The sequence below is a fragment of the Pseudomonas sp. LB-090624 genome, assembly GCF_003205205.1.
Lineage (GTDB): Bacteria > Pseudomonadota > Gammaproteobacteria > Pseudomonadales > Pseudomonadaceae > Aquipseudomonas.
Window position 1 is genome coordinate 134,582 of sequence record NZ_QJRL01000004.1, and the last position, 25,554, is coordinate 160,135.

Below are 25,554 nucleotides of genomic sequence, written 5' to 3' on the forward strand. Positions count from 1 at the left end.
CTCAATCCAAACCGTTATTTGCGCATGCATATGCTACTGCATATATTCCCACAATAGTCGAACGGCGGCCTTAGGTGAAGCCTTGGTTCAGCCCCACCTACGAAGGTTTCAGACCTAACCGGAGATGCGCATGAGTGAAGCAAAAAGTAGCCGTAAATCAAAGCGGCCTAACGTGGTGATTATCATTGCGGATGACATGGGCTATGGAGACCTTTCCTGCTACGGAAGCAAGCTTGTAGAAACCCAGAACATTGACAGCATTGCTCACAATGGAGTCCGACTCACTGCTGGTTACGCGTCCGCACCGCTGTGCAGCCCATCGCGTGCTGGTCTGATAACCGGGCGTTACCAGCAACGGTTTGGATTCGAGCAACAGGTGTCCTCTGGCGCGTTTCCTGAACGCCACCCTGTACGAAATGCTGATGGGTCGCTAGCTGAGTTACAGGGAGAGGCAGAGTTTTTGCGCCGGGGCATCCCAACCTCAGAGAAAAACATTGCCGAACTCTTCAAGGCTGCAGGCTACAAAACTGCGGCGATTGGAAAGTGGCATTTAGGGCACGGTACTGATTTTTTGCCGCAGAACCGAGGGTTCGACCATTCGGTACTGTTCTACGGCAACACAAGCTTACAATCCACTAATCCTGACGATCCTGACATGTTCAGTCTCAAGGTCGATTTCCACGACGAAATCCCCGATACCGCCTGGACTCGCGAAGGACTGAACCAAATTCGGGAAAATGGTGAGGTTATTGATGTCGACCAGTACCTACTATTCTACTTCCGCGATCGCGCTGAACAGTACATCAATGAGAACAAAGAGGAACCGTTCCTCCTTTATTTCGCGATGAACTCTCCGGTACCGCCACTCCAAGTGCCCAAGCACTATTTCGACTCCCTCAAGGAGAAAATCCCAAATATTGCTGTGCGCGGCTACAACGCCCTGCTTCTGGCGCAAGACGACGCTGTCGGCTCGATTTTAGCAGCACTTCGCAAACATGACCTTGAAGATGACACAATCGTAATCTTCGTCAGTGACAACGGGACGGCAATAAGCCGACCTGGGAGCAATGCTCCATTCTCCGGTGGGAAATTCTCCACCTGGGAAGGTGGCATCCGCATGCCCTACGTCATGCAGTGGCCAGGTCAAATTCCTCCCGGTCTCATTTTTTCCAAGCCCGCGTCTACCCTGGACATTCTCCCTACCGTTGCGGCGGGGTGTGGGGTCTCGACTGAGGGGTCACAGCCATTGGATGGTGTCGACCTGCTGCCTTATTTCAAAGGTGAAATCATTGCCCCTCCTCATGAGGCGCTGTTCTGGAAGCTAGATGGCTACTCGGCTGTGAGGGTAGGTAAATGGAAGCTGTACCTTGAAACACATGAAGGCGTAGCAATGCTGTTTGACCTGGATGCGGATCCTAAAGAGTTAAACGATAAATCCGCCGAAGAGCCTGAGGTATTTTTAGCCCTCAAAGCACGCTACGAAGCTTGGGAAGCAAGCCTGCCGCCACGCGCGTGGACAAACTACTACGGTGGATTCCGCCGCAAGGTCGGTTTACAGGGACGTTGAGTTATTGATTCAGACGTACTATAAACACAGGTTTTATCAGGCTGAGACCGACAATGACCGCTAACCATGACCCTCTCGATGATTTGCTGAGCTTAAATCTTCAGGAGTTCTTACCGAATAGACTTGCGGTCTTGTCGAGGCTTGCACAATCGCTCCTAGCATCTGAGCTCGCCCAGTTTGATATGTCCATCTCTCACTGGAGAATCTTCCTGTGCCTAGCGAAGAATGGCCCCTCGACGGTGAACGGAATTGCGACATTCACTAAGATTTCGCAATCTGCATTGAGTAGATCGATCACCAAGCTCGACGAACGCGGCTTCGTTTGCAAAACAAAGAATTCTGAAGATCGTAGGCTTGCGGCAATTTCCATAACTGAAGATGGATTAAATCAGCTGAATGCAGCGATCACTAAAATCACTGCCACTTGGAACGCCTTGCTCGAAGAGCAAGGCGTAGACAAAACAGCTTTCCTGGAAACAGTGAACGACATAATAACACGCCTTGGTGGCGAGTAACTTAACAGCAACCAACGCCACTTATCCACAAAAACAGACTCCTGCCGACCATTAGGTCGGCGGCTTCCGCTCGTCTGGATTTTTGAAGCGCGAAGGCATAACAGGATCTTTTCATGCACTCGACCATCGGTACTGAAAAACTTTTTATAGGCGTGGTGCTTTTTCTATCGCAGGCATCCTTGGCGTCAGCTCACGTGCTTGATGACAGCAAAATGGTTATCGATTTTCGCAACTTCTATATGAACCGAAACTTTGTGAACGAAAATGCTTTGATCTCTCGACAATACAGCTGGTCTCAAGGGGTCTTGGGAAACTTTTCATCAGGATTTACAGACACACTCATCGCAGTCGGGTTTGATCTCAACGCACAATATGCTCTTCGCATAGATTCATCAGGTAATGACGGCTCATTACCGTTCAGCAGTGATTCGAAGAAAACGAGTCCAGACTATAGTAGAGCCGGTACGACCTTGAAGCTTAGACTCAATCGTACACTTGCTTTGATCGGTGATCAGCAACCGAACTACCCCATCATGGGAAGCGAGACGTCCCGGCAGTTACCTTCTGTTGCTCAAGGAGCTGTAGTGCAGAGTCGGGATCTCGAAGGTTTTACTTTTACCGGTGGGCGCTACTGGTCGCAGGTAACACGAGATTCATCCGAGCATGCCGACTTATACTTGATGAATCAAAGCAAGAACCAAGCAAGTGAGAATGGCCTAGACTTTCTGGGCATCGACTATGATGTGACTCAAAACTTTAGAGTCAGCCATTGGCAATCTGTACTCCATGACATCTATAAACAACGCTATATAGGAATACAGTTTCGCCACCCCGTCGGCAAAATTACGACTCTCGGACTTGACATAAGATTAAACGACTTTCACCCAGACGGTAGTCAGTTAGGCGGTGAGATTGACAATAGAAACTACGGCGCAGGGCTCAGCCTCACCCGAGGTAACCACTTGATCGGTGCAACCTATCAGCGAATGCTCGGTACCACTGGCTACCCGTCGCTTAGCGGCAACACAGATGTGACGTCCCTTGTAGGATGGTCTTCATTAGGTTTCACCAGACCAAATGAACATTCATGGTCAATTCGACATGTCTACAATATGGCGGGAATTGGGTTGCCGGGTGGTAGATTTTTTACTCGCTATACCAAGGGCACGCAAATTGAGAGGGGTGAGGGCTTGTCTCGGGATAAGGAAACAGAAACAGATTTTATCGTTGATTACGCCTTCCAGTCCGGCTCACTGAGGAACTTATCACTGCAACTTCGTTATATTCCGATCCGGCAAAAATTCGGTTCAGACGCCGACACCATACGGTTCAGTGCCAACTACACCTGGAATGTTTGGTAACTTCCTATGAATCGCCCCTGGTATCCTAGACGCTCTCCAAGCTCAGGAAATAGCGTTGCTCATACTCTACTGGAGACGGCTGCATAGCATTGCTATGTCGACGTTTAGGGTTATAGAACATATCGATGTAATCGAAACTATCACTTCGGGCTTCTTCACGCCGGATCAAAGGGCGAGTCAGGCCTTGCCGGCCAGCGGCGCCTGTGTGCGCCCACCCAGGCGGCTCAGCCACACCGACGCCAGGATGATCCCCCCGCCGATGAACAGCCGCCCCAGCGGCTCGTGTTGGTTCCAGATCAACAGGTTCAGCAGCAGCCCCACCGGCACATGCAGGTTGTTCATCACCGCCAGCGTACCGCCAGAAACCAGGCATGCACCTTTGTTCCACCAGTACAGCCCCAGCGCCGTCGGACACAGCCCCAGGAACAACAGCACCAGCCATTGCACGTCAGTGCTCGGCAAGTGCTGGGTATTGCCGAACAGCAGGAAGGCCGGCAGCACCACCAGCAGGGCGCCGAGGTAGAAGTAACCGAAGCGGGCGTAATGCGGCAAGTCGCTGGGGTTGCGCGCGACCAGGTGGCGGTACAGCACCTGGCCGGCGGCGTAGGTGAAGTTGGCCAGTTGCAGCAGCAGGAAGCCGATGAAGAACTCACCGCTGATGCTGTCGAAACGGATCACCGCAGCACCGGCCACGGCGACCAGCGCGGCCACTAGCGCCCAAGCGTTGAAGCGCCGGTTCAGGGCGTCTTCGATCAAGGTCACGTGTAGCGGCGTGAGGATCGTGAACAGCAGCACCTCCGGTACGGTGAGCACGCGGAAACTCAGGTATAGGCAGACATAGGTGATGCCGTACTGCAGCGCGCCTATCAACAGCATGGAGCGCATGAAGCGTGGCTCGACCTGGCGCCAGCGGGTCAGCGGCAGGAACACCAGGCCGGCCAGCAGCACCCTGGCGAGTACTGCGAAATAGCTGTCGACGTGCCCTGCCAGGTACTCGCCGATCAAGCTGAAGGAAAACGCCTGGATCAGCGCGACGATTATCAGGTAGCCCATGGTTGCCTCTCGTGGATCAAGGCCGCGACCTTAGCGGGTTGCAGCGAATGAGTTCAACCATTCAGGTGCCTGTCGTGGTTTTTTTGTTGGGGCATAAATCGAGCGCCGCCCGCGCGGCGCATCGCGAGCTGCGCTCGCTCCTACGTTTGTTTCGGGCCAATTATTCCTGGGGGATTTGCACGCGAACGCCTGGGCGCATGGCCAGATATCGCGTCGTACGAACAAGGCGGTCGCGCGCGCTGGCGCAGGCGATACTGGCCCGAAACAAACGTAGGAGCGAGCGCAGCTCGCGATGCGCCGCGCGGGCGGCGCTCGTTCTCGCAGGCACTACAAGGCTCAGAACAGTCACAAAAAAAGCCCGGCCATTGGCCGGGCAGGTACACCCAAAGGAGCAAAAACAGGTGTCAGGGTTGGGAATTCGTGAAGCCTCAGGCTACCGCCGCCAGCTTGGCCTTGGCCTGGTTGACGCCCTTCTCGTGGAACTCGCCGCTCATGTTCAGGCCTTCGGCATGGATGAAATCGACATCATGAATACCGATGAAGGCCATTACCTGGCGCAGATACGGTTCCTGGTGGTCACTGCTGGCGCCGGCATGGATGCCGCCACGGGCAGTCAGCACAATGGCACGCTTGCCAGTCAGCAAGCCCTGCGGGCCGGTCGGGGTGTACTTGAACGTGATGCCGGCACGCAGCACATGGTCCAGCCAGGCTTTCAGGGTGCTGGGAATGGTGAAGTTGTACATGGGCGCAGCCATTACCAGCACGTCGGCAGCCAACAACTCATCCGTCAGTTCGTTGGAACGGGCCAAGGCCTCCAGTTCGGCGGCGCTGCGCTGTTCTTCGGGTTTCATCCAGCCGCCCAGCAGGTTCGCGTCCAGGTGGGGTACCGGGCTTACTGCCAGGTCGCGCACAGTGATCTGATCGGCCGGGTGGGCAGCCTGCCATTGCTGGATGAAATCTTTGGTCAGCTGACGGGAAATGGAATCCTGCTGGCGGGCGCTGCTTTCGATGATCAGTACACGGGACATGGGGTGCCTCCATCGGCAAAAAAGGGTGCGATTCGATGGAGGTGAGATTAAGGCTTGACCTATCGATAAAAAAGCGTAAAAAGTGGGTCCAATCTATCGATTAATCAGTTTATTCCGCTGTGCAGTTCAAGGCGATCCGCAGTTTGATGATTTGCCGATTGAATTTGGCAGTGACGTCGACGCTTTTACCCGCCGGTACGTTCACACGGCGTACCCGCGGTGCCTCCGGGCCATTGCGGAAGGTCACCTTGCATGCAGCCGGGACCTGCCCATAGTTGTTGAGGGTGATGGCGCCAATGTCATAGGCCGTGTCATAGGCGGTGTAGTCGAGCTTGACCCCGGTCAGCTCCTTCTCCACATCGATGGGATAAGCCATGGCCCCGAGGGGCAGGCACATCAGTATTGCCGCACAACATTTCTTCATGGGCCGCTCTCCTTGAAAGAGCGCAGCTTAGGACAACAGGAGCGAAAGATGAAAGCGCCGCGCGTAACCCTTGACCAGTGGCGAACCCTGCAAGCAGTGGTCGATCACGGCGGGTTTGCCCAGGCCGCCGAGGCCTTGCACCGCTCGCAGTCGTCGGTCAGCTACACCGTGGCCCGCATGCAGGAGCAGCTGGGCGTCCCGCTGTTGCGCATCGATGGCCGCAAGGCGGTGCTGACCGAGGCCGGCAATGTGCTGCTGCGCCGCTCGCGCCACCTGGTCAAGCAGGCCAGCCAGCTTGAAGACCTGGCCCACCACATGGAACAGGGTTGGGAAGCCGAAGTGCGCCTGGTGGTCGATGCCGCCTATCCCAGCGCCCGCCTGGTACGCGCGCTGGCTGCGTTCATGCCACAAAGCCGCGGCTGCCGGGTACGCCTGCGTGAAGAAGTGCTGTCTGGCGTGGAGGAAGTGATGCACGAAGGCATCGCCGACCTGGCCATCAGCAGCTACAGCATCGGCGGCTACCTGGGCGCCGAACTGAGCGCCGTGGAGTTCGTCGCCGTCGCCCACCCCGAGCACAGCCTGCACCGCCTGGGCCGTGAACTGACCTTCCAGGACCTTGAAAGCCAGTTGCAGGTAGTGATCCGCGACTCGGGCCGCGCCCAGCCCCGTGACGTCGGCTGGCTGGGCGCCGAGCAGCGCTGGACCGTCGGCAGCCTGGGCACTGCCGCTACCTTCGTCAGCAGCGGCCTGGGCTTCGCCTGGCTCCCTCGGCACATGATCGAGCGCGAACTGCGCGAAGGCGTGCTCAAGCCCTTGCCGCTGGATCAGGGTGGCAGCCGCCACCCACTGTTCTACCTTTATTCGAGCAAAGAGAAGACCTTGGGCCCTGCCACGCAGATTCTCATCGACCTGCTGCGCAACTTCGACACCGCGCCACTGGACGTGCCCTTCGCAGCCCCCCCACAAGCCTGAGAGGACCGCGCCCATGGCCTGTTTCGAACATGAAGGATGCGCACTGCATTACGAGGAATACGGCCAGGGCGAACCACTGGTATTGCTGCATGGGTTGGGCTCCAGTTGCCAGGATTGGGAATTGCAGGTACCCGTGTTGAGCCAGTACTACCGGGTGATCCTCATGGACATCCGCGGCCATGGCCGCTCCGACAAGCCGCGTGACGGCTACCAGATCGCTACCTTCAGTGCCGACCTGCTGGCCCTGCTCGAACACCTGCACACCGGCCCGGTGCACTTCGTTGGCCTGTCCATGGGCGGTATGGTCGGCTTCCAGTTTGCCGTCGACCACCCGCAATGGTTGCGCAGCCTGTGCATCGTCAACAGCGCCCCTGAGGTCAAGCGTCGCACCCGCAGTGACTGGCTGTGGTGGCTCAAGCGCTGGGGCATGGCGCGCATTCTCAGTGTCGAAACCGTCGGCAAGGGGCTGGCCGAGCGGCTGTTCCCCAAACCACAGCAAGCAGACCTGCGCCAGAAGATGGCCCGGCGCTGGGCGCGCAACGACAAGCGCGCCTACCTGAAAAGCTTCGACGCCATCGTCGACTGGGGCGTACAGGAACGCATCGGCCGCATCAACTGTCCTACGCTGGTCATCGCGGCCGACCACGATTACACCCCGATACAACTGAAACAGCGCTACGTCGCCCTGATGCCCAACGCCAGGCTGGTGGTCGTCGACGATTCCCGGCACGCTACGCCCCTCGATCAACCCGAGGTCTTCAACCAGACCCTGCTGCAGTTCCTCGCAGCCGCTTCCACCTCTCAAGGATCTTTGAGCCCATGCTGAAAAAACTCCTGCTCACCGCCTGCTCGGTCGCCTTCGCCACCAGCGTGATGGCCTCCGACAAGACCCCGCACGTTCTGTTGGACACCAGCTTCGGCCAGGTCGAAATCGAACTCAACGCCGAGAAGGCGCCTGTCAGCACCAAGAATTTCCTGCAATACGTCGACAGCGGTTTCTACAACAACACCATTTTCCACCGAGTGATCCCGGGCTTCATGGTCCAGGGCGGTGGGTTCACTGACCAGATGGTGCAAAAAGATACCCAGGCCCCGATCAAGAACGAGGCCAGCAACGGGCTGCAGAACACCCGCGGCACCCTGTCGATGGCACGCACGTCCAACCCGAACTCGGCCACCAGCCAGTTCTTCATCAACGTCGCCGACAACGACTTCCTCAACCCGGGCCGCGACGCCGGTTATGCCGTGTTCGGCAAAGTGACCAAGGGCATGGAAGTGGTCGACCAGATCGTCAACTCGCCGACCACCGTCAAGAAAGGCATGCGTGATGTGCCGAGCGACCCGGTGTACATCAAGTCGGCCAAACGCATCGACTGACCGCAGGCTTTCACAAGGATGTGAAACCGCCTGAGGGCCGGATGGAACAGGAGTGTCATCACCCATGCTGTACCGCCGTTTCGAACAACTGATCGACATCTTTCGCGAAGCCCCCAGCGAATCGCCACCAACGACCGTATGGCCGTTCTACCTGTACTACCTGCGCCAGGTATGGCCCAGTTTTCTTGCGCTGCTGGTGGTCGGCCTGTTCGCCTCGCTGATCGAGGTGGCGATGTTCAGCTACCTCAGCCGCATCATCGACCTTGCACAGGGGGAGCCCAACGCCAATTTTTTCAGCCAGCACAGCGGCGAACTGCTGTGGATGCTGGTGGTGATCCTGCTGCTGCGGCCAGTGTTCTTCGGCCTGCATGACCTGCTGGTGCACCAGACCATAAACCCGGGCATGACCAGCCTGATCCGCTGGCAAAACCACACCTACGTGCTCAAGCAGAGCCTGAACTTCTTCCAGAGCGACTTTGCCGGGCGCATTGCCCAGCGCATCATGCAGACCGGCAACTCGCTGCGCGACTCCGCTGTGCAGGCCGTGGACGCGCTATGGCATGTGCTGATCTACGCCATCACCTCGCTGGTGCTGTTTGCCGAGGCCGACTGGCGCCTGATGCTGCCGCTGCTGCTGTGGATCATTGGCTACATCGCTGCGCTCTGCTACTTCGTGCCGAGGGTGAAGGAGCGCTCGGTGATTTCTTCCGACGCCCGCTCCAAGCTCATGGGGCGAATCGTCGATGGCTACACCAACATCGCCACCCTCAAACTGTTCGCCCACACCGACTACGAGCAGCAATACGCCCGCGAAGCCATCCGCGAGCAGACCGAGAAAACCCAACTGGCTTCACGGGTGGTCACCAGCATGGACGTGGTCATCACCACCCTCAACGGCCTGCTGGTGGTCACCACCACGGGCCTGGCGCTGTGGCTGTGGAGCCAGTCGCTGATCACGGTCGGCGCCATCGCCCTGGCCACTGGCCTGGTGATCCGCATCGTCAACATGTCAGGCTGGATCATGTGGGTGGTCAACGGCATTTTCGAGAACATCGGCATGGTCCAGGACGGCCTGCAGACCATCGCCCAGCCCGTCACCGTCACCGACCGGCCCAATGCCCCGGCACTCAAGGTCAGCCGCGGCGCAGTGCGTTTCGATGATGTCGACTTCCATTACGGCAAGGCTGCCAATGTTATCGAAGGGCTCAACCTGGACATCCGCCCTGGCGAGAAAATCGGCTTGATCGGCCCTTCCGGCGCCGGCAAGTCGACCCTGGTCAACCTGCTGCTGCGTCTGTACGACGTGCAGGGCGGGCGCATCCTGATCGACGGCCAGGACATTGCCGAGGTCAGCCAGGCAAGCTTGCGGGCGCAGATCGGCATGATCACCCAGGATACCTCGCTGCTGCACCGTTCGATTCGCGACAACCTGCTGTACGGCCGCCCCGGTGCCAGCGATGCAGAACTGCAGGAAGCCGTGCGCCGCGCACGGGCTGACGAGTTCATCCCGCAGCTTTCGGATGCCCAGGGCCGCACCGGTTTCGATGCCCATGTAGGCGAACGTGGGGTCAAGCTGTCGGGTGGCCAGCGTCAGCGTATCGCGATTGCCCGGGTGCTGCTGAAGAACGCACCGATCCTGATCATGGACGAGGCCACCTCGGCGCTGGATTCGGAAGTGGAAGCGGCGATCCAGGAAAGCCTGGAGACGCTGATGCAGGGCAAGACGGTCATCGCCATTGCCCACCGGCTTTCCACCATTGCCCGTATGGACCGGCTGGTGGTGCTGGACAAGGGACGAATTGTCGAGAGTGGCAGCCACAGTGAGTTGCTGGAGCAGCAAGGGCTGTATGCCCGGTTGTGGCACCACCAGACCGGAGGCTTTGTCGGGGTCGACTGACGCCTGCACCGCCCTCTTCGCGGGCTAGACCGCGAAGAGGGCGGTGCAGGTAACACAAAATGCTCAGTCCCGGCGGTAGGGCAACATCCCCCGCGCCTCCTCGGCATACCCCTTGACCCCTTCCCGTTCCTGCAGCAGAAAATCCTCCACCGCCCGCCGCAACCCCGGGTGCAGCAGGTAATGCCACGACCGCGTCAACACCGGCTCGAACCCGCGGATCAACTTGTGCTCGCCCTGCGCCCCGGCATCGAAACGCTGGTAACCCTCGGCAATGGCAAAGTCCATACCCTGGTAGAAACACGTCTCGAAATGCAGCCGGTCGAACTCATCCAGGCAACCCCAGTAGCGGCCAAACAGGCTGTCGCCACCCACCAGGCTCAAGGCCATGGCCACATTTCGCCCACCCTGGCGGGCCATCACCACGCGCACCGCCTGGGGCATGCGCTCGGCCAGCAGGCTGAAAAATTCGCGCGTCAGGTAGGGGGCCCGACGGCGCACCGCATAGGTGTTGGCATAGCACAGAAAGACAAAATCCCACTGTGCCTCGTCCAGTTCATCACCGCGGTACCAGCGGAAGTCGATACCCTGCCCCGCCACCTGCTCGCGCTCCTTGCGCATCTGCTTGCGCTTGCGCGAGCTAAGGCTGTCGAGAAAGTCCTGGAAATCGCGGTACCCCCGGTTTTGCCAGTGAAACTGGCAACCCAGGCGCTCCATCCAACCAGGCAGGCCCGCCAACTGCGCGTCCAACGCCGGGTCGGTGAAATTGATGTGCGCGCCGGAAAGCCCACCCTTGCCCAGGTACTCCGGCAGAGCCTGCAGCATCAACAAACCGTCAGCCGGATCGGTCGCCAGCAGCCGTGGGCCGCTGACCGGGCTGAACGGTACAGCGCCAAGCAGTTTGGGGTAGTAGGCGATGCCGGCCCGCTCACAGGCATCGGCCCAGCCATGATCGAACACATATTCGCCATATGAGTGCCACTTGCGGTACGCCGGCAACAGTGCCCGTACCTGCCCGTCACGCTCCAGCACCAAGTGCTCGGCGGCCCAGCCGGTGTTGCGCTGCACGCTACCGCTGTCTTCCATCGCGCTGAGGAAGGCATGGCACAGGAACGGTTGGCCCGCCGGCACCAGGGCATCCCAGGTGGCCGCCGGAAGATCACGCAAATGGGCAAGGCTGTACAGGCTGGTCACGGTTTTGGCTCGCGGTCGGAAGGCCTTCAGTATCACCAAGTAATGCCCGTCACTCAAATGACGAACGCCAGGCTGATCCTTTTATTCTCAATTACTTAACAACAGTGCCACTAATTAGACATTAATCTGTCATTGGCCCCCGCAATACTTGCGCCTGTTTTCCGGAACCCAAGAACCTGTCTATTCAGGCCCTTTCCGAAGACATGCCAACGCAGGGGCAGGCGCTTGAGCCTCCCCCATTTTTTTCAGTAGGGAGATCTTTATGCGTCTTGTTTCTACACTTACCGGAGTGAGCCTCACCGGCATGATGCTGGCTCTGAGTGCCCCGGCCAGTGCTGCTGTCGACGCCAAGCTGCTCGAAATGCTCCGCGCCAATGGCTCGATCAACCAGGCGCAGTACAACGAACTGCAGGGCGACCTGGCAAAAGAAACCAAGGAAAAGGCCGACCAGAAAGCTCAGTCCGAACGTATGAGCTCCTTTGAACAAAAAGTGGCATGGGCCGCCAAGACCCAGATCAAGGGTGACGTGCGCCTGCGCTACGAAGACGTCAACGTCGACGACCCGAACAGCAGCAGCGGCAACCAGGACCGCCAGCGAGTGCGTGCCCGTGTCGGCTTCTACAGCGAGATCAACCCGCAGGTCGACGCTGGCGTTCGTATAGCGACTGGCAGCAGTGCCGACCGCCGCTCGACCAACCAGAGCCTCGACAACTACTTCGACAAGAAGTCGCTGTGGGTCGACCTGGCCTACCTCGACTGGCACCCTACTGCAGTGCCTAACCTGCACCTGATTGGCGGCAAGATGCCACAGCCTTGGGTAAGCATGGGCGACATCATCTGGGATAGTGACATCAACCCGGAAGGCGTGGCTGCCACTTACAAGGCTGACCTGGGCGGAACCGAAGTCTTTGCCAGCGCCGGTCAGTACACCTTGAAGGACAACGTCGATGGTGATGGTGTCCAGTACAAGCACGATGCGCAGGTTTACCACGGCCAGCTGGGCGCCAAGTTCACCCCGGCTGATGTGCTCAAGCTCACCGTGGGTGCCAGCATTTATGGTTATGACAACGACAAGGAAGCGACCATCCTGCAGTCGTTCGGCAACACCACCAACGAGTTCAATCTGGTGGAAGGCTTTGGCCAGATCGACTTCACCGGCTTTGCCATTCCATTGTCGGCGTATGGTCAGTATGTAAAGAATACCGAGAGCACCGATGGCGAAGATCAGGCCTGGCTGGCCGGCTTGAAAACCAAAGTGGGCGCCTGGAGCCTGGATTACAACTACCGCGATGTGCAGCGTAATGCGGTGGTCAGCCTGTTCACCGATTCGGACTTTGGCAACGGCTTCACCGGCTCGCGTGGTCACAAGTTCAAGGTCGGTTACGAGATCGACAAGAACTTCTCCCTGGGTGCTGCCTACCTAATGGCCAAGACCGACCTGTCGCAGCTGCCGAACAGCAATGCTGACGTAGACACCCTGCAGGTAGACCTGGAAGCCAAGTTCTAAGCACCACCCTCCTCAGCTTCACGGTGAAGCGGGAAATGCCGACCCCATCCGGCGTTTCCCGCTTTTTTTGCCTGTGTGAAATGCGCCGGCCCCTTCGCGGCTAAACACGCGAAGGGGCCGGAACAGGCTGCTGGTCAATCAGCGCTTGCGCAGAATCACGCTACCAATCGAATACCCCGCCCCAAACGAGCTCAACACGCCCAGCGAGCCCTCGGCCAGGTCGTCCTGATACAGGTGGAAGGCAATCACCGAGCCGGCCGAACTGGTGTTGGCATAACGGTCGAGGATCACCGGTGCGTCTTCCTCGGCCACGTCACGCCCCAGCAGCTTCTTGACGATCAGGTGGTTCATGCTGAGGTTGGCCTGGTGCAGCCAGAAGCGCTTCACATCGCTCGGCTGCAGGTTGTTTTCCTGCAGGTGCTCGCCGATCAGCTCGGCCACTTTAGGGCACACTTCGCGGAACACCTTGCGGCCCTCCTGGATGAACAGCTTGTCTGCTGCCCCTTCGCCCTCTTCCGCCGCACGGTTGAGAAAGCCGAAATTGTTGCGGATGTTGTTGGAGAACTCGGTCCACAGTTTGCTGCTGACGATGTCGAACTGGTGCGCCGAAGTGGCCTTGTCCGCGCGCTCGAGCAATACCGCAGTGGCAGCATCACCAAAGATGAAGTGGCTGTCGCGGTCACGGAAGTTCAGGTGGCCGGTGCACACCTCCGGGTTGACCATCAGCACTGCGCGCGCCTGGCCCAGGGCCACGCTGTTGGCAGCGGTCTGAATACCGAAGGTGGCCGAAGAGCACGCCACGTTCATGTCGAAGGCAAACCCCTGGATACCCAGCGCCTGTTGCACCTCGATGGCAATCGCGGGGTACGGGCGCTGCAGGTTGGAGCAGGCGACGATCACCCCGTCGACATCGGCAGCGCTGCGGCCTGCGCGCTCCAGCGCCTGGCGGGCAGCTGCCACAGCCATTTCGCAGAGCACTGACGGTTCGTCGTTGCTGCGCTCAGGCAAGCGCGGCTTCATGCGCTGGGGGTCGAGGATGCCGGCCTTGTCCATGACGAAACGGCTCTTGATGCCCGAGGCCTTTTCGATGAACGCCGCGTCGGAAACGGGGGCTGCTTCGATTTCACCACGCTCGATAGCGGCGGCATTGTCCTGGTTGTATTGCTCGGACCAGGCATTGAAGGAGGCCACCAGTTCTTCGTTGGAAATGCTCTGGGCCGGGGTATACAGGCCGGTGCCGCTGATCACGACATTATGCACGGTCGTTCCTCTGGTCAAAGGCCATCGCCACGGGGCGCTGGCTGGGAATATGACAGGATAATGGCACTTTAGTGCCAGTTTCGGGGCGTACTCCCGAACCCTGTGGAGCGGGCTTCCCCGCGAAGGGCCGCACAGCGGCCCCAAACTCACTGAAGTGTGCCACAAATCAAGGAAGTTAGCCTTCCACCTGACTCCACTGCTTGCTCAGTCTCTTGTCGGAAATCGGCACCTTCGTCCCTAACTGCTGGGCAAACAGCGACACCCGGTATTCCTCCAGCCACCAGCGGTACAAGGTCAGCTGTTCATCACGCTTGCCTTCCTGGGCATGCTTGTCGACCCGGGCCTTGTACTGCGCCCACAGGTTGGCCAGCTCGCCGCTCCACACCCGGTCTTTCTGCACTTGCGAACCCAGCTTCTCCAGGCGCAGCTCCACCGCCTTGAGATAACGCGGCAGCTCCTTGAACCAGGCTGCCGGGGTCTCACGCACAAAGCCCGGGTACACCAGGTTGCCCAGTTGCTGTTTGATGTCGTTCAGCGCCACCGCCTGGCTCAGGTCGATCTTGCCCTTGAAGCGCTTTTGCAAGCCGTGCCACAACTTGAGCACTTCCAGCGTCTGCCGAGCCAGGCGCTCGGCATGCTCGGCCCAACTGCCGCGCTTGCGCTCGGCCAGCCCGGCCAGCGCTGCACCGTCACGCGGCAACGTCGCTTCACCCTCAAGGATGCAGCTGTCGAGGCTCGCCAGCAGAATGTCCTCGACCAACGCCTCGACACGGCCCAGTTCGCGGTACAGCAGGCCCAGCTCGGTCAGGCCAGGCAGCTTGCCGCGCAGGAACTTGGCAGGCTCCGCCAACTGCTGCAACAACAAGCGCTGCAGGGCGCGGCGGTGCTGGAACTCGGCTTCTGCCTGGGTCGAGAAGCGGCCCTCACGCACGCTGCCGTTTTCTTCCACCAGTGCCGGGTAAACGGTCATCGACAGGCCGGCGATCTTCTGCTGGGCGGTCTGTTTGACCTCGCTGAACGCCTTGGCCTGCACCGGCTGCTCGCTCTTCTCGGTACGCGGTACGGCCAATGCAGCCTGGCTGGCCGCAGCAAAGCGGGCGGTCAGTTCGGCCAGGTCGCGGCCCTCGCCAAGGAACTTACCCTGGCCATCGACCACTTCGATATTCATGCGCAGGTGGCCCTCGACCAGGTTGACTGACTCGGCCCAGGCCTCATCGGACACCCGCACACCGGTCATGCGCAACAATTCCTGGCCCAGGGCCTGGGGCAGCGCGCCCTGGCCGAAGGCCATCCGCGCCAGCGAAGCCTTGACGAAGTCCGGCACCGGCACGAAGTTCTTGCGCAGGGCCTTGGGCAGGTTGCGCACCAACGCCACGCATTTGGCTTCCAGCAAGCCTGGCACCAACCATTCCAGGCGCTCGCCCGGCAGGCTCGGCAGTAGCGGCGCCGGCACCCGCACGGTCACGCCATCACGCGGGTGGCCTGGCTCGAAGTGGTAGGTCAACGGCAGGCGCAGCTCCCCAACTTGCAGGCTGTCCGGGTACTGCGCCGCGGTGACTTCGCTGGCCTCGCGGGCCAATACGTCTTCCTCGCGCATGATCAGCAGGTTCGGGTCCCTCTGGCTGGTCATGCGGTACCAGGCATCGAAGGTCGCGGTCTGGTGGATCTCCGCTGGCAAGCGCGCCTCGTAGAAGGCGTACAGGGTTTCTTCATCGGCGAGAATGTCGCGCCGACGAGCCTTGGCCTCCAGCTCGTCGAGTTCTTCGAGCAGGCGTTTGTTCGCCGCCAGGCACTTGGCCCGCGACTGGATTTCACCGCCAACCAGGCCCTCGCGAATGAACAATTCACGCGAGGTCACCGGGTCGATCGGGCCGAAGTGTACCGGGCGGCGGCCAACCAGGATCAGGCCATACAGGGTGATCTGTTCATAGGCCACCACCTGCCCGCGCTTCTTTTCCCAGTGCGGTTCGAAGTGATTCTTCTTGATCAGGTGGGAAGCCAGCGGCTCGATCCAGTCAGGCTCGATCTTGGCAACCATACGCGCATACAGCTTGGTGGTTTCGACCAGTTCCGCGGCCATTACCCACTGCGGGCGCTTGCGACCGATACCGGAAGACGGATGCACCCAGAAGCGCCGCTGGCGGGCGCCCTGGTAATCGCCCTCTTCGGTTTTCTGGCCAATCTGGCTGAGCAGGCCGCTGAGGACGGCCTTGTGCACCTTCTGATAGTCAGACGGCTCCTTGTTGACTGCCAACTGCAGCTCGCGACAGATCAGCGACAACTGACGATGGGCATCGCGCCACTCGCGCAAGCGCAGGTAGTTGAGGAAATTCTTGCGGCACCAGTTGCGCAACGGGCTGGCAGTCAGGGCCTGGCGTTGCTCTTCGAAACCCCGCCACAAATTGACCAGCGCGGCGAAGTCGGTATCGGCGTCCTTCCACTGCGCATGCGCCTGATCAGCGGCCTGCTGGCGCTCCGGCGGGCGCTCGCGTGGGTCTTGCACCGACAGCGCACTGGTAACGATCAGCACTTCCTGCAGGCTGCCCTGGCGTGCGCCTTCCAGCAGCATGCGGCCCAACCGCGGGTCTATCGGCAAGCGCGCCAACTGGCGGCCGATCGGCGTCAACTGGTTCTCGCGGTTGACCGCCGAGAGTTCCTGCAACAGGTTGAAGCCGTCGCTGATGGCCTTGCCATCTGGCGGCTCGATGAACGGGAATGCATCAATGGCGCCCAGGCGCAGGTGCAGCATCTGCAGGATTACCGCCGCCAGGTTGGTGCGCAGGATCTCCGGGTCGGTAAACGCTGGCCGGCCGTTGAAGTCTTCTTCGCTGTACAGGCGTACGCAAATCCCCGGCTCGACCCGGCCGCAACGGCCCTTACGCTGGTTGGCACTGGCCTGCGACACTGCCTCGATGGGCAGGCGCTGGACCTTGGCGCGGTAGCTGTAGCGGCTGATACGCGCGGTACCGGTGTCGATCACATAGCGGATGCCAGGCACGGTCAGCGAGGTTTCCGCGACGTTGGTGGCCAGGATCACCCGGCGCCCGGTGTGCGACTGGAAGATGCGCTGCTGCTCGGCTGGCGACAAACGCGCATACAGCGGCAGGATCTCGGTATGGCGCAACTGCGCCTTGCGCAGGATCTCGGCGGCATCACGGATTTCCCGCTCGCCCGGCAGGAAGATCAGCACATCACCCGGGCCCTTGCCCTCGCTGCGCTCGTGCTGGGCCAGCTCGTCCAGGGTAGCGAGGATGGCCTGGTCGACGGTGAGATCGTCCTCGATCTGGTTGCCTTCTTCGTCCTGCTCGCTGGTCAGCGGGCGGTACCAGGTTTCCACCGGGAAGGTACGGCCGGACACCTCGATGATCGGTGCGCCATCGAAGTGCCGGGAGAAGCGCTCCAGGTCGATGGTCGCCGAGGTGATGATCAGCTTCAGCTCTGGCCGGCGGTGCAGCAACGTCTTCAGGTAGCCAAGCAGGAAATCGATATTCAGGCTGCGTTCGTGGGCTTCGTCGACGATGATCGTGTCGTAGCGTTCGAGGAAGCGATCATGCTGGGTTTCGGCCAGCAGAATGCCGTCGGTCATCAGTTTGACCAGGGTGTTGGCATCGCTCTGGTCTTCGAAGCGCACCTGATAGCCGACCAGCCCACCCAGCGGCGTGCCCAGTTCTTCGGCAACGCGCGCCGCCACGCTGCGTGCGGCGATCCGGCGTGGCTGGGTGTGGGCGATCAGGCCATGGCTGCCACGGCCCAGCTCCAGGCAGATCTTCGGCAGCTGGGTCGTCTTGCCCGAGCCGGTTTCACCGGCAATCACCAGCACCTGGTGCTCGGCCAAGGCCTTCTTGATTTCGTCACGCTTGGCGGCGATCGGCAGGTTGTCGTCGTAACGCACGGTCGGCACGCTCTGCTGGCGTGCGGTGACCTGGGCGCAGGAGGCCTGGACCCTTTCCACCCACTGCGCCAGCTTCGCCTCGTCGGGGCGTTTGCGCAGTTCGTGCAGTTGCCGACGCAGGCGATGGCGGTCGGCGATCATGGCGTGGTCGAGGTTTTGCAGCAGTTTGTCGATGGCGTGGTCAGTCATGGGGCTTTTTAGTGATGCAGGTGAGCCTGCTTTTTCATGATCGGCATTCGAAGGATGCGCGATTGTCGCAGATTTGCCGGTTCTCTGCTGCCAGTACCGGCCACTTCGCGGGTGAGCCCGCTCGCCCAGGCGCTTCACAGAGCTCAGCCGTGAGGCCATCCTGCGGGGGCGGGTTCACCCGCGAAGAGGCCGGCAGCAGTGACACAAATGTTTAGCCACGTGCGATGTGAAGGTTGCCATTCACTGCTTTAATCAACCTTACGCCGCATGTGAGTATCGAAGGCATGACTCCCACCCAGCCCATCGCCCCTCCGTCGTCGCGCCCTTCGCTCCCGAAGGCCCGCAGCCGTGCCGGGGAAAATCCGCTGGTGCACATCATCCTCGCCTTCTGGGCCTTGTGGCATTGCCGCCACGCGCGCCCACCGGACACTTCGCTCACGCCATTGTGAACAAACCCGGCCAGCGTCTGGCCGTTTGACTCAGCTGGGCCGCCTGTTTACGCGGCCCTGCGCAGCCGTGAGCGAATCGATCATGCACTTTGCACCCGTAGAACACGCCAGCCGTTTCCTGGCCGACAACCCAGATATCGAGCTGTTCGAGCTGTTCATCCTCGACGCCAATGGCGTACCCCGCGGCAAACTGCTGCACCGCGACGAACTGCTGGCGGTGTACCAGACCGGCCGACCGCTGCCCAGCACCATCCTCGGCCTGACCCTGAACGGCGACGATGTGGAAAATTCTGGGCTGGTCTGGGACGTGGGCGATATCGACTGCCGCGCCTACCCGCTTGAAGGCAGCCTTGTACGCCTGCCCTGGCGCCGGGTGCCGACCGCCGCCGTGCAGGTAAGCATGCACCCGAGCGAGGGCCTGCCGGCCAGCATCGCCGACCCGCGCCACGTGCTGCTGCGCACCATCGAGGCACTGAACGCCGACGGCTACTACCCGGTAATGGCCTGCGAGCTGGAGTTCTACCTGCTCGACCAGCAGCGCGATGCCCAGGGCCGCCCGCAACCGGCGCTGGACAACGATGGCGGCCGCCCACGCAGCACCCAGGTCTATGGCCTGCGCGAGCTGGAGCAGATCGAGCCGTTCCTCGCCGACCTGTACGCTGCCTGCAAGGCCCAAGGCATCCCGGCACGCACGGCGATTTCCGAATACGCCCCGGGCCAGGTGGAAATCACCCTGGAGCACGGCGATGCGCTGCAGGCAATGGACCAGGCGGTGCGCTACAAGCGTCTGGTCAAAGGCGTGGCCCATGCCCACGGCATGCAGGCCTGCTTCATGGCCAAGCCGTTCGCACAGTTGGCCGGCACCGGCATGCACATGCACCTGAGCCTGGCCGACAACGCCGGCAACAACCTGTTCGCCAGCGACGACAAGGCCGGCACGCCCCTGCTACGCCAGGCGGTGGCCGGCATGTTGCGGCACTTGCGCGAGTCGCTGTTGCTATTCTGCCCCAACGCCAACTCGTTCCGTCGCTTCCAGGCCAACAGTTATGCGCCACTGGCGCCGACCTGGGGCGTCGATAACCGCACCGTGAGCCTGCGCGTACCGGGCGGGCCGGCCAACAGCCGGCATGTGGAGCACCGCATCTGCGGCGCCGACGCCAACCCCTACCTGGCTGCTGCGGCGATCCTTGCCGCCAGCCACCGTGGCATCCGCGAACAGCTGGACCCGGGCGCACCGGTCGAAGGCAATGGCTATGCCCAGGCCACCGAACACCTGCCCACCGACTGGCTGACCGCCCTCGACGCCCTGCAGCATTCGCACTGGGCCCGCGAGGCATTGGGCGAGGACTTCCTTGGCGTGTACCTGAAGGTCAAGCGCGCCGAGTACCGCCAGTTCATGGCCGAAGTCAGCGAACAGGACTGGCGCTGGTACCTGCACCAGGCCTGAGCCCCTACAAAACAAGGAACACCCATGAACGCAGCATTGAACAACGGCCCGGCGCAGCGTGCGCCGTCCTACTACAGCGCCACCCTCAACGACCACACCGAGTACCCGCAACTCAAGGGCACTGTACAGGTGGATGTGGCGATCATCGGCGGCGGCTTCACCGGCGTGGCCACGGCAGTCGAACTGGCCGAACGTGGCTTGAAGGTCGCCATTGTCGAAACCAACCGCATCGGCTGGGGGGCCAGCGGTCGTAATGGTGGCCAGGTCACCGGCAGCCTGTCAGGCGACGAGGCCATGCGCACACAGATGCGCGACCATCTGGGCGCCGAAGTCGATGACTTCATCTGGCACCTGCGCTGGCGTGGCCACCAAGTGATCGAGCAACGCGTGGCGCGCTACGGCATCGACTGCGACCTCAAGCGCGGCCACTTACATGCAGCGATGAAGCCGTCGCACATGAACGAGTTGCGCGCATTCGAAGCCGAGGCCCACCGCCGGGGCATGGGCGAGCAGGTGCAACTGCTCGACCGCGCTGCTGTGGCGGAGCACCTACAGAGCCCGTTGTACCAGGGTGCGCTGAAGAACCTGCGCAACCTGCACCTGCACCCGCTCAACCTGTGCCTCGGCGAAGCCCGCGCCGCACACAGCCTGGGCGCACTGATTTTCGAGAACTCCGAGGTGCTGGACATCGTCCACGGGCCGCGCCCGGCGGTAGTCACCGCCCATGGCCGGGTCGAAGCGCGCCAAGTGATGCTGGCCGGCGACGTGTACCACAAGCTGGAAAAGCGCCAGCTCAAGGGCAAGATCTTCCCGGCCATGGGTGGCATCGTCACCACCGCGCCGCTGGGTGAACTGGCCGAGCAGATCAACCCGCAGGACCTGGCGGTGTACGACTGCCGCTTCGTGCTCGACTACTACCGCCTGACGGCAGACAAGCGCCTGCTGTTCGGCGGCGGCGCCAACTACTCCGGCCGCGACTCGCGGGATATCGAAGGCGAACTGCGCCCCTGTATCGAACGCACGTTCCCGGCTTTGAAAGGCGTACCAATCGAATTCCAGTGGAGCTGCGCCATGGGCATCGTGGTCAACCGCATCCCCCAGCTGGGCAAGCTGTCGGATAACGTTTGGTATTGCCAGGGTTACTCGGGGCACGGCATTGCCACCAGCCACATCATGGGCGAGATCATGGCCGAAGCGCTGACCGGCACTCTGGAAAAGTTCGACACCTTCGCCCAGTGCAAGCATGTGCGGGTGCCGATGGGGGACTTGCTGGGGAACCCGCTGCTGGCGGCGGGGATGTGGTATTACCAGATGCTTGAGAAGCTGCGCTGAGTTGACGGACTGTGGAGGAGCAACTGTCTTGCTCAATTTCTGCAGTCTAGCGCGATCCCTGTGGGAGCGGGCTTGTCCCGCGAACACGGGCGAGGCCCGTGCCATGCACCGTGTTGGATGCTTCGCGGAGCAAGCCCCTCCCACACGTACCCCCGCAGGCTTGAGTCTGCTGGAGTACCTGGGGAAATGACTGGCTTGCTCCACACCTGAAGGCTGGCACGATGAAGTGGTGCGGCCTTGCGCCCCTTTCGCGACACAAGGCGCCCACAATGACCGTGCAGCGTTCTGATCAGGCGATCTTCTTCAAGCCCTGCTTCTTGAGCTCTTCATCACGCAGTTCGCGGCGCAGGATCTTGCCCACGTTGGTGGTCGGCAGCGAATCGCGGAACTCGATCAGGCGTGGCACCTTGTAGCCGGTCACGTTGGCACGCATGTGCTCCATCACCTGCTCCTTGGTCACGGTCATGCCCGGCTTGACCACGATGAACACCTTGATCACCTCACCCGACTTCTCGTCCGGCACACCAATGGCCGCGCACTGCAATACGCCCGGCAAGGCTGCCAGCACGTCTTCCAGCTCGTTGGGGTACACGTTGAAGCCCGAGACCAGGATCATGTCCTTCTTGCGGTCGACAATTCGCATGTAGCCATCAGGCTGGATCAGGGCGATGTCGCCGGTCTTCAGCCAACCTTGGTTATCGAGAATCTCGGCAGTGGCGTCTTCGCGCTGCCAGTAGCCCTTCATGACCTGCGGGCCCTTGACGCACAGTTCACCCACTTCGCCCAACGGGAGCTCGATGCCAGCGTCGTCGATGACCTTGCACAGGGTCGATGGCACCGGAATACCGATGGTGCCGACCTGGTTGGCCTCCGCCGGGTTCACCGCCGCCACCGGGCTGGTTTCGGTCATGCCGTAGCCTTCGCAGATGGCACAACCGGTAACGGCCTTCCAGCGCTCGGCCACGCTCAGCTGCAAGGCCATGCCGCCCGACAGGGTGATTTTCAGAGCCGAGAAGTCCAGGGCGCGAAACGCTTCGTTATTGCACAGGGCAACGAACAAGGTGTTGAGGCCGACAAAGCCGCTGAACTTCCACTTGCCCAGTTCCTTGACCATCGCCGGCAGGTCACGCGGGTTGCTGATCAGCACGTTGTGGTTGCCGATCAGCATCATGGCCATGCAATGGAAGGTAAACGCGTAGATGTGGTACAGCGGCAGCGGGGTGATAAGGATTTCGCAGCCTTCGTGCAGGTTCGAGCCCATCAGCGCCCGGCACTGCAGCATGTTGGCCACCAGGTTGCGGTGGGTCAGCATGGCGCCCTTGGCCACGCCAGTGGTGCCGCCGGTGTACTGCAGCACCGCCACGTCGCTGGCCTGCGGGTTGGCCTCGATTACCGGCTGGCCCCTGCCCAGCGCCAGCGCGTCATTGAAGCGCACGGCCTGCGGCAGGTGGTAGGCCGGCACCATCTTCTTCACGTACTTGATCACGCTGTTGATCAACAGGCGCTTCAGGGGTGGGAGCAGGTCGGCCACTTCTGTGACGATAACGTGCTTGACCTGGGTCTTGGGCACCACCTTTTCGGCCAGGTGGGCCATGTTGGCCAGGCACACCAGGGCCTTGGCGCCCGAGTCGTTGAATTGGTGTTCCATCTCCCGCGCCGTGTACAGCGGGTTGGTGTTGACCACGATCAGCCCGGCGCGCATGGCACCGAACACCGCGACCGGGTATTGCAGGACATTGGGCAACTGCACGGCAATGCGGTCACCCGGCTTGAGGTCGGTATGCTGCTGCAGCCAGGCAGCAAATGCCCCCGACAGCGCATACAACTCGCCATAAGTGATAGTCTTGCCCAGGTTGCTAAAGGCCGGTTTGTCGGCAAAGCGTTGGCAGGATTGCTTGAGTACCGCCTGGATGTTGGGGAATTCGTCAGGATTGATTTCCGCCGTAATCCCGGCTGGGTACTTATCCTTCCAAAAATTTTCGATCATGGAAGCCCACTCCTTCAGCAACAGCGAAGTTCGATTCACGCGTCGATGCGCTTATTATTGATATGAGATGACGGCTCATTGCAAACCGGATCATCTGAAAGCGGGCCGAGAGTAACAGCTTTGCCTAGGGTCGCCTAGAGGCCAAAATAGGCCCCATGGTCACAAAAATGACTCAATGAACAATACAAGTCATTTTTAGAGTAATTATCCAAAATGTCGCAGATCAGGCTGTATTCTGCCTGTTAGAGCGGTTTTTAAGCATTCGCGGGCAAGCCCGCGAATGGCTGAGTACGTATCACGCGATATCCCGCAGCTCTCGCCGCAGAATCTTGCCCACCGGCGTCATGGGCAGCGAGTCGCGCAACACGATGTGCTTGGGCACCTTGTAGCCAGTAAAGTTGGCCTTGCAGTAGGCCTTCAACTCTTCCACGCTCAGCCCCCCCTCACGTGGTACCACGAACAGTTTCACTGCCTCACCGGAACGCTCGTCCGGCACGCCAATGGCTGCGCAATTGGCAACCTTGGGGTGGCCCATCACCACGTCCTCGATCTCGTTGGGGTACACGTTGAAGCCCGAGACGATGATCATGTCTTTCTTGCGGTCGACGATACGGGTGAAGCCGTCCGGGTCGATCACCGCGATATCACCGGTCTTGAACCAGCCGTCTGCATCCAGCGCCTGCGCCGTAGCCTCGGGCTGCTGCCAGTAGCCCTTCATCACCTGCGGCCCCTTGATGCACAGCTCGCCACGCTCCCCCAGCGGCAGTTCGTTGCCGTCATCGTCGATCACCTTGAAGGCTGTGCCGGCAACCGGGATGCCCACCGTGCCCAGGCGCGCCAACTGGCCATATGGGTTGGTGCTGGCCACCGGCGAGGTTTCGGTCAGGCCGTAACCTTCGACGATACGGCAGCCGGTAATGGCCTCCCAGCGTTCGGCGGTGGCCTTGACCAGCGCTGTGCCGCCGGAGTTGGTGACCTTCAGCGCCGAGAAGTCCAGCTGGCGGAACCCAGGGTGATCCATCAGGGCGACGAACAGCGTGTTCAACCCCAGCAAGGCCGAGAACCGCCACTTGCCGAGCTCCTTGATGAAACCGGGGATATCCCGCGGGTTGGTGATCAGCACGTTGTGATTGCCGGTGACCATCATGCACATGCAGTTCGCGGTAAACGCATAGATGTGGTACAGCGGCAGCGGCGCGATCATCACCTCCTGGCCGTCCTTGAGCAGCTTCTGCCCGTCGGGGCCGTGCTGCGAGAAGCAGGCCAGCACCTGCAGCATGTTGGCCACCAGGTTGCCGTGGGTGAGCATGGCGCCCTTGGCCAGGCCAGTGGTGCCGCCGGTGTATTGCAATACGGCGATATCGTCGAGGCTCAGCGGCACCGCTTTGGGCGACAGCCCGCGGCCTTGGCGCAGCACCTGCTTGAACGCAATGGCCTGGGGCAACCGGTAGGCCGGTACCATCTTCTTCAGCTTGTCGACCACCGTGTTGACCAGCCAGCCCTTGGCGGCGGGCAGCAGGTCGCCCATCTTCGCCTCGATCAGGTACTCGATGCCGGTGTCGGGCAGCACCTCCTGGACCCGCTTGCCAAACATGTTCAGGTACACCAACGCACGCGCGCCGCTGTCCTTGAACTGGTGGCGCATCTCACGTTCGGTATACAGCGGGTTGGTGTTGACCACGATCAGCCCCGCGCGCATGGCACCGAACACGGCAATGGGGTACTGCAACACGTTGGGCATCTGCACCGCGATGCGGTCACCCGGCTGGAGATCGGTGTGCTGCTGCAGCCACGCGGCGAAGGCTGCCGAATGGCGTTCCAGGTCCGCGTAGCTGAGGGTGACGCCCAGGTTGCTGAAGGCCGGGCGGTCGGCAAAGCGCTTGCAGGAGCGCTCGAACACCTCGACCACCGAGGTGTAGGCATTGATGTCGATGGTGGATGGCACGCCCGCAGGGCGCTTGTCATTCCAGAAGTCGGCTTGCATTTATTATTGTTCCTCTGCCTGGACCTGCACCGCGTCCTTTAGTCCTTTACCTCATCGCCTGCCGGCAAAAAGGCGTTGATCCGACGTTAGCAGGTAAGCCCGAGATGGCATACACGCCAAGT

At 60.7% G+C, this 25,554-nt stretch carries 18 protein-coding genes and 1 pseudogene; 10 read left to right on the forward strand and 9 right to left on the reverse strand.

Annotated features, from left to right (window positions below; all coding sequences use genetic code 11):
• Window positions 1-130 precede the first annotated feature (130 nt).
• The 3 genes from DMX11_RS06290 to DMX11_RS06300 all read left to right on the forward strand — a co-directional run bounded on the left by DMX11_RS06290 (window position 131) and on the right by DMX11_RS06300 (window position 3,443).
• Window positions 131-1,567, forward strand: coding sequence for a sulfatase-like hydrolase/transferase (locus tag DMX11_RS06290; protein ID WP_158286155.1), 1,437 nt, complete (start codon window positions 131-133; stop codon window positions 1,565-1,567).
• Window positions 1,568-1,620: 53 nt separating this feature from the next.
• Complete coding sequence (locus DMX11_RS06295; protein ID WP_110743706.1) at window positions 1,621-2,082, forward strand: MarR family winged helix-turn-helix transcriptional regulator; 462 nt, start codon at window positions 1,621-1,623, stop codon at window positions 2,080-2,082.
• A 113-nt stretch (window positions 2,083-2,195) separates the two neighbouring features.
• Window positions 2,196-3,443, forward strand: coding sequence for an OprD family outer membrane porin (locus tag DMX11_RS06300; RefSeq protein ID WP_110743707.1), 1,248 nt, complete (start codon window positions 2,196-2,198; stop codon window positions 3,441-3,443).
• Between the two features lie 25 nt (window positions 3,444-3,468).
• Here DMX11_RS06300 and DMX11_RS06305 read toward each other — a convergent pair.
• From DMX11_RS06305 to DMX11_RS06320, 4 genes and pseudogenes are all read right to left on the reverse strand, one after another.
• Window positions 3,469-3,603, reverse strand: a pseudogene (locus DMX11_RS06305) (IS3 family transposase); the annotation flags it as partial.
• A 17-nt stretch (window positions 3,604-3,620) separates the two neighbouring features.
• A complete protein-coding gene (locus DMX11_RS06310) occupies window positions 3,621-4,496 on the reverse strand; it encodes a carboxylate/amino acid/amine transporter (protein WP_110743708.1) in 876 nt (291 codons plus the stop codon).
• A gap of 428 nt (window positions 4,497-4,924) precedes the next feature.
• Window positions 4,925-5,524 carry an FMN-dependent NADH-azoreductase gene (locus DMX11_RS06315; protein WP_110743709.1) on the reverse strand — a complete coding sequence of 200 codons (600 nt, stop codon included), beginning with the start codon at window positions 5,522-5,524 and terminating at the stop codon, window positions 4,925-4,927.
• 109 nt (window positions 5,525-5,633) lie between these two features.
• Entirely contained in the window at window positions 5,634-5,948 is a 315-nt protein-coding gene (locus DMX11_RS06320) for a hypothetical protein (protein WP_003254609.1), read from the reverse strand.
• A 48-nt stretch (window positions 5,949-5,996) separates the two neighbouring features.
• Here DMX11_RS06320 and DMX11_RS06325 point away from each other — a divergent pair, with 48 nt between their 5' ends.
• The 4 genes from DMX11_RS06325 (at window position 5,997) to DMX11_RS06340 (ending at window position 10,194) form a co-directional block, all read left to right on the forward strand.
• Complete coding sequence (locus DMX11_RS06325) at window positions 5,997-6,920, forward strand: LysR family transcriptional regulator (RefSeq protein ID WP_012273620.1); 924 nt, start codon at window positions 5,997-5,999, stop codon at window positions 6,918-6,920.
• Between the two features lie 13 nt (window positions 6,921-6,933).
• Window positions 6,934-7,746, forward strand: a complete 813-nt coding sequence (locus DMX11_RS06330; RefSeq protein ID WP_110743710.1) for an alpha/beta fold hydrolase — start codon at window positions 6,934-6,936, stop codon at window positions 7,744-7,746.
• The gene (locus DMX11_RS06335) at window positions 7,740-8,297 is read left to right on the forward strand and encodes a peptidylprolyl isomerase (protein ID WP_110743711.1); all 558 of its coding nucleotides are present in this window, start codon (window positions 7,740-7,742) and stop codon (window positions 8,295-8,297) included. Before DMX11_RS06330 ends, DMX11_RS06335 begins: the two co-directional genes overlap by 7 nt.
• Before the next feature lie 64 nt (window positions 8,298-8,361).
• Entirely contained in the window at window positions 8,362-10,194 is a 1,833-nt protein-coding gene (locus DMX11_RS06340) for an ABC transporter ATP-binding protein (RefSeq protein ID WP_110743712.1), read from the forward strand.
• A 63-nt stretch (window positions 10,195-10,257) separates the two neighbouring features.
• On the opposite strand, the gene DMX11_RS06345 is transcribed toward DMX11_RS06340, so the two are convergent.
• Window positions 10,258-11,385, reverse strand: coding sequence for a GNAT family N-acetyltransferase (locus tag DMX11_RS06345; protein ID WP_110743838.1), 1,128 nt, complete (start codon window positions 11,383-11,385; stop codon window positions 10,258-10,260).
• A 262-nt stretch (window positions 11,386-11,647) separates the two neighbouring features.
• Here DMX11_RS06345 and DMX11_RS06350 point away from each other — a divergent pair, with 262 nt between their 5' ends.
• Entirely contained in the window at window positions 11,648-12,892 is a 1,245-nt protein-coding gene (locus DMX11_RS06350; protein WP_110743713.1) for a putative porin, read from the forward strand.
• Window positions 12,893-13,030: 138 nt separating this feature from the next.
• On the opposite strand, the gene DMX11_RS06355 is transcribed toward DMX11_RS06350, so the two are convergent.
• On the reverse strand, window positions 13,031-14,152 hold the full coding sequence (locus DMX11_RS06355; protein WP_110743714.1) for a beta-ketoacyl-ACP synthase III: 1,122 nt from the start codon (window positions 14,150-14,152) through the stop codon (window positions 13,031-13,033).
• Window positions 14,153-14,327: 175 nt separating this feature from the next.
• Complete coding sequence (hrpA, locus tag DMX11_RS06360) at window positions 14,328-18,233, reverse strand: ATP-dependent RNA helicase HrpA (RefSeq protein ID WP_110743715.1); 3,906 nt, start codon at window positions 18,231-18,233, stop codon at window positions 14,328-14,330.
• A gap of 531 nt (window positions 18,234-18,764) precedes the next feature.
• Between hrpA and DMX11_RS06365 the strand changes: the two genes are divergently transcribed.
• Together DMX11_RS06365 and DMX11_RS06370 are read left to right on the forward strand one after the other, a co-directional pair.
• Complete coding sequence (locus tag DMX11_RS06365) at window positions 18,765-20,129, forward strand: glutamine synthetase family protein (protein WP_110743716.1); 1,365 nt, start codon at window positions 18,765-18,767, stop codon at window positions 20,127-20,129.
• Between the two features lie 24 nt (window positions 20,130-20,153).
• Window positions 20,154-21,461: an FAD-binding oxidoreductase gene (locus tag DMX11_RS06370; protein WP_110743717.1), complete on the forward strand. Its 1,308-nt coding sequence runs from the start codon at window positions 20,154-20,156 to the stop codon at window positions 21,459-21,461.
• 289 nt (window positions 21,462-21,750) lie between these two features.
• Here DMX11_RS06370 and fadD1 read toward each other — a convergent pair whose 3' ends face one another.
• A complete protein-coding gene (fadD1, locus tag DMX11_RS06375; RefSeq protein ID WP_110743718.1) occupies window positions 21,751-23,448 on the reverse strand; it encodes a long-chain-fatty-acid--CoA ligase FadD1 in 1,698 nt (565 codons plus the stop codon).
• A gap of 295 nt (window positions 23,449-23,743) precedes the next feature.
• A complete protein-coding gene (gene fadD2, locus DMX11_RS06380; RefSeq protein WP_110743719.1) occupies window positions 23,744-25,432 on the reverse strand; it encodes a long-chain-fatty-acid--CoA ligase FadD2 in 1,689 nt (562 codons plus the stop codon).
• Window positions 25,433-25,554: the final 122 nt, after the last annotated feature.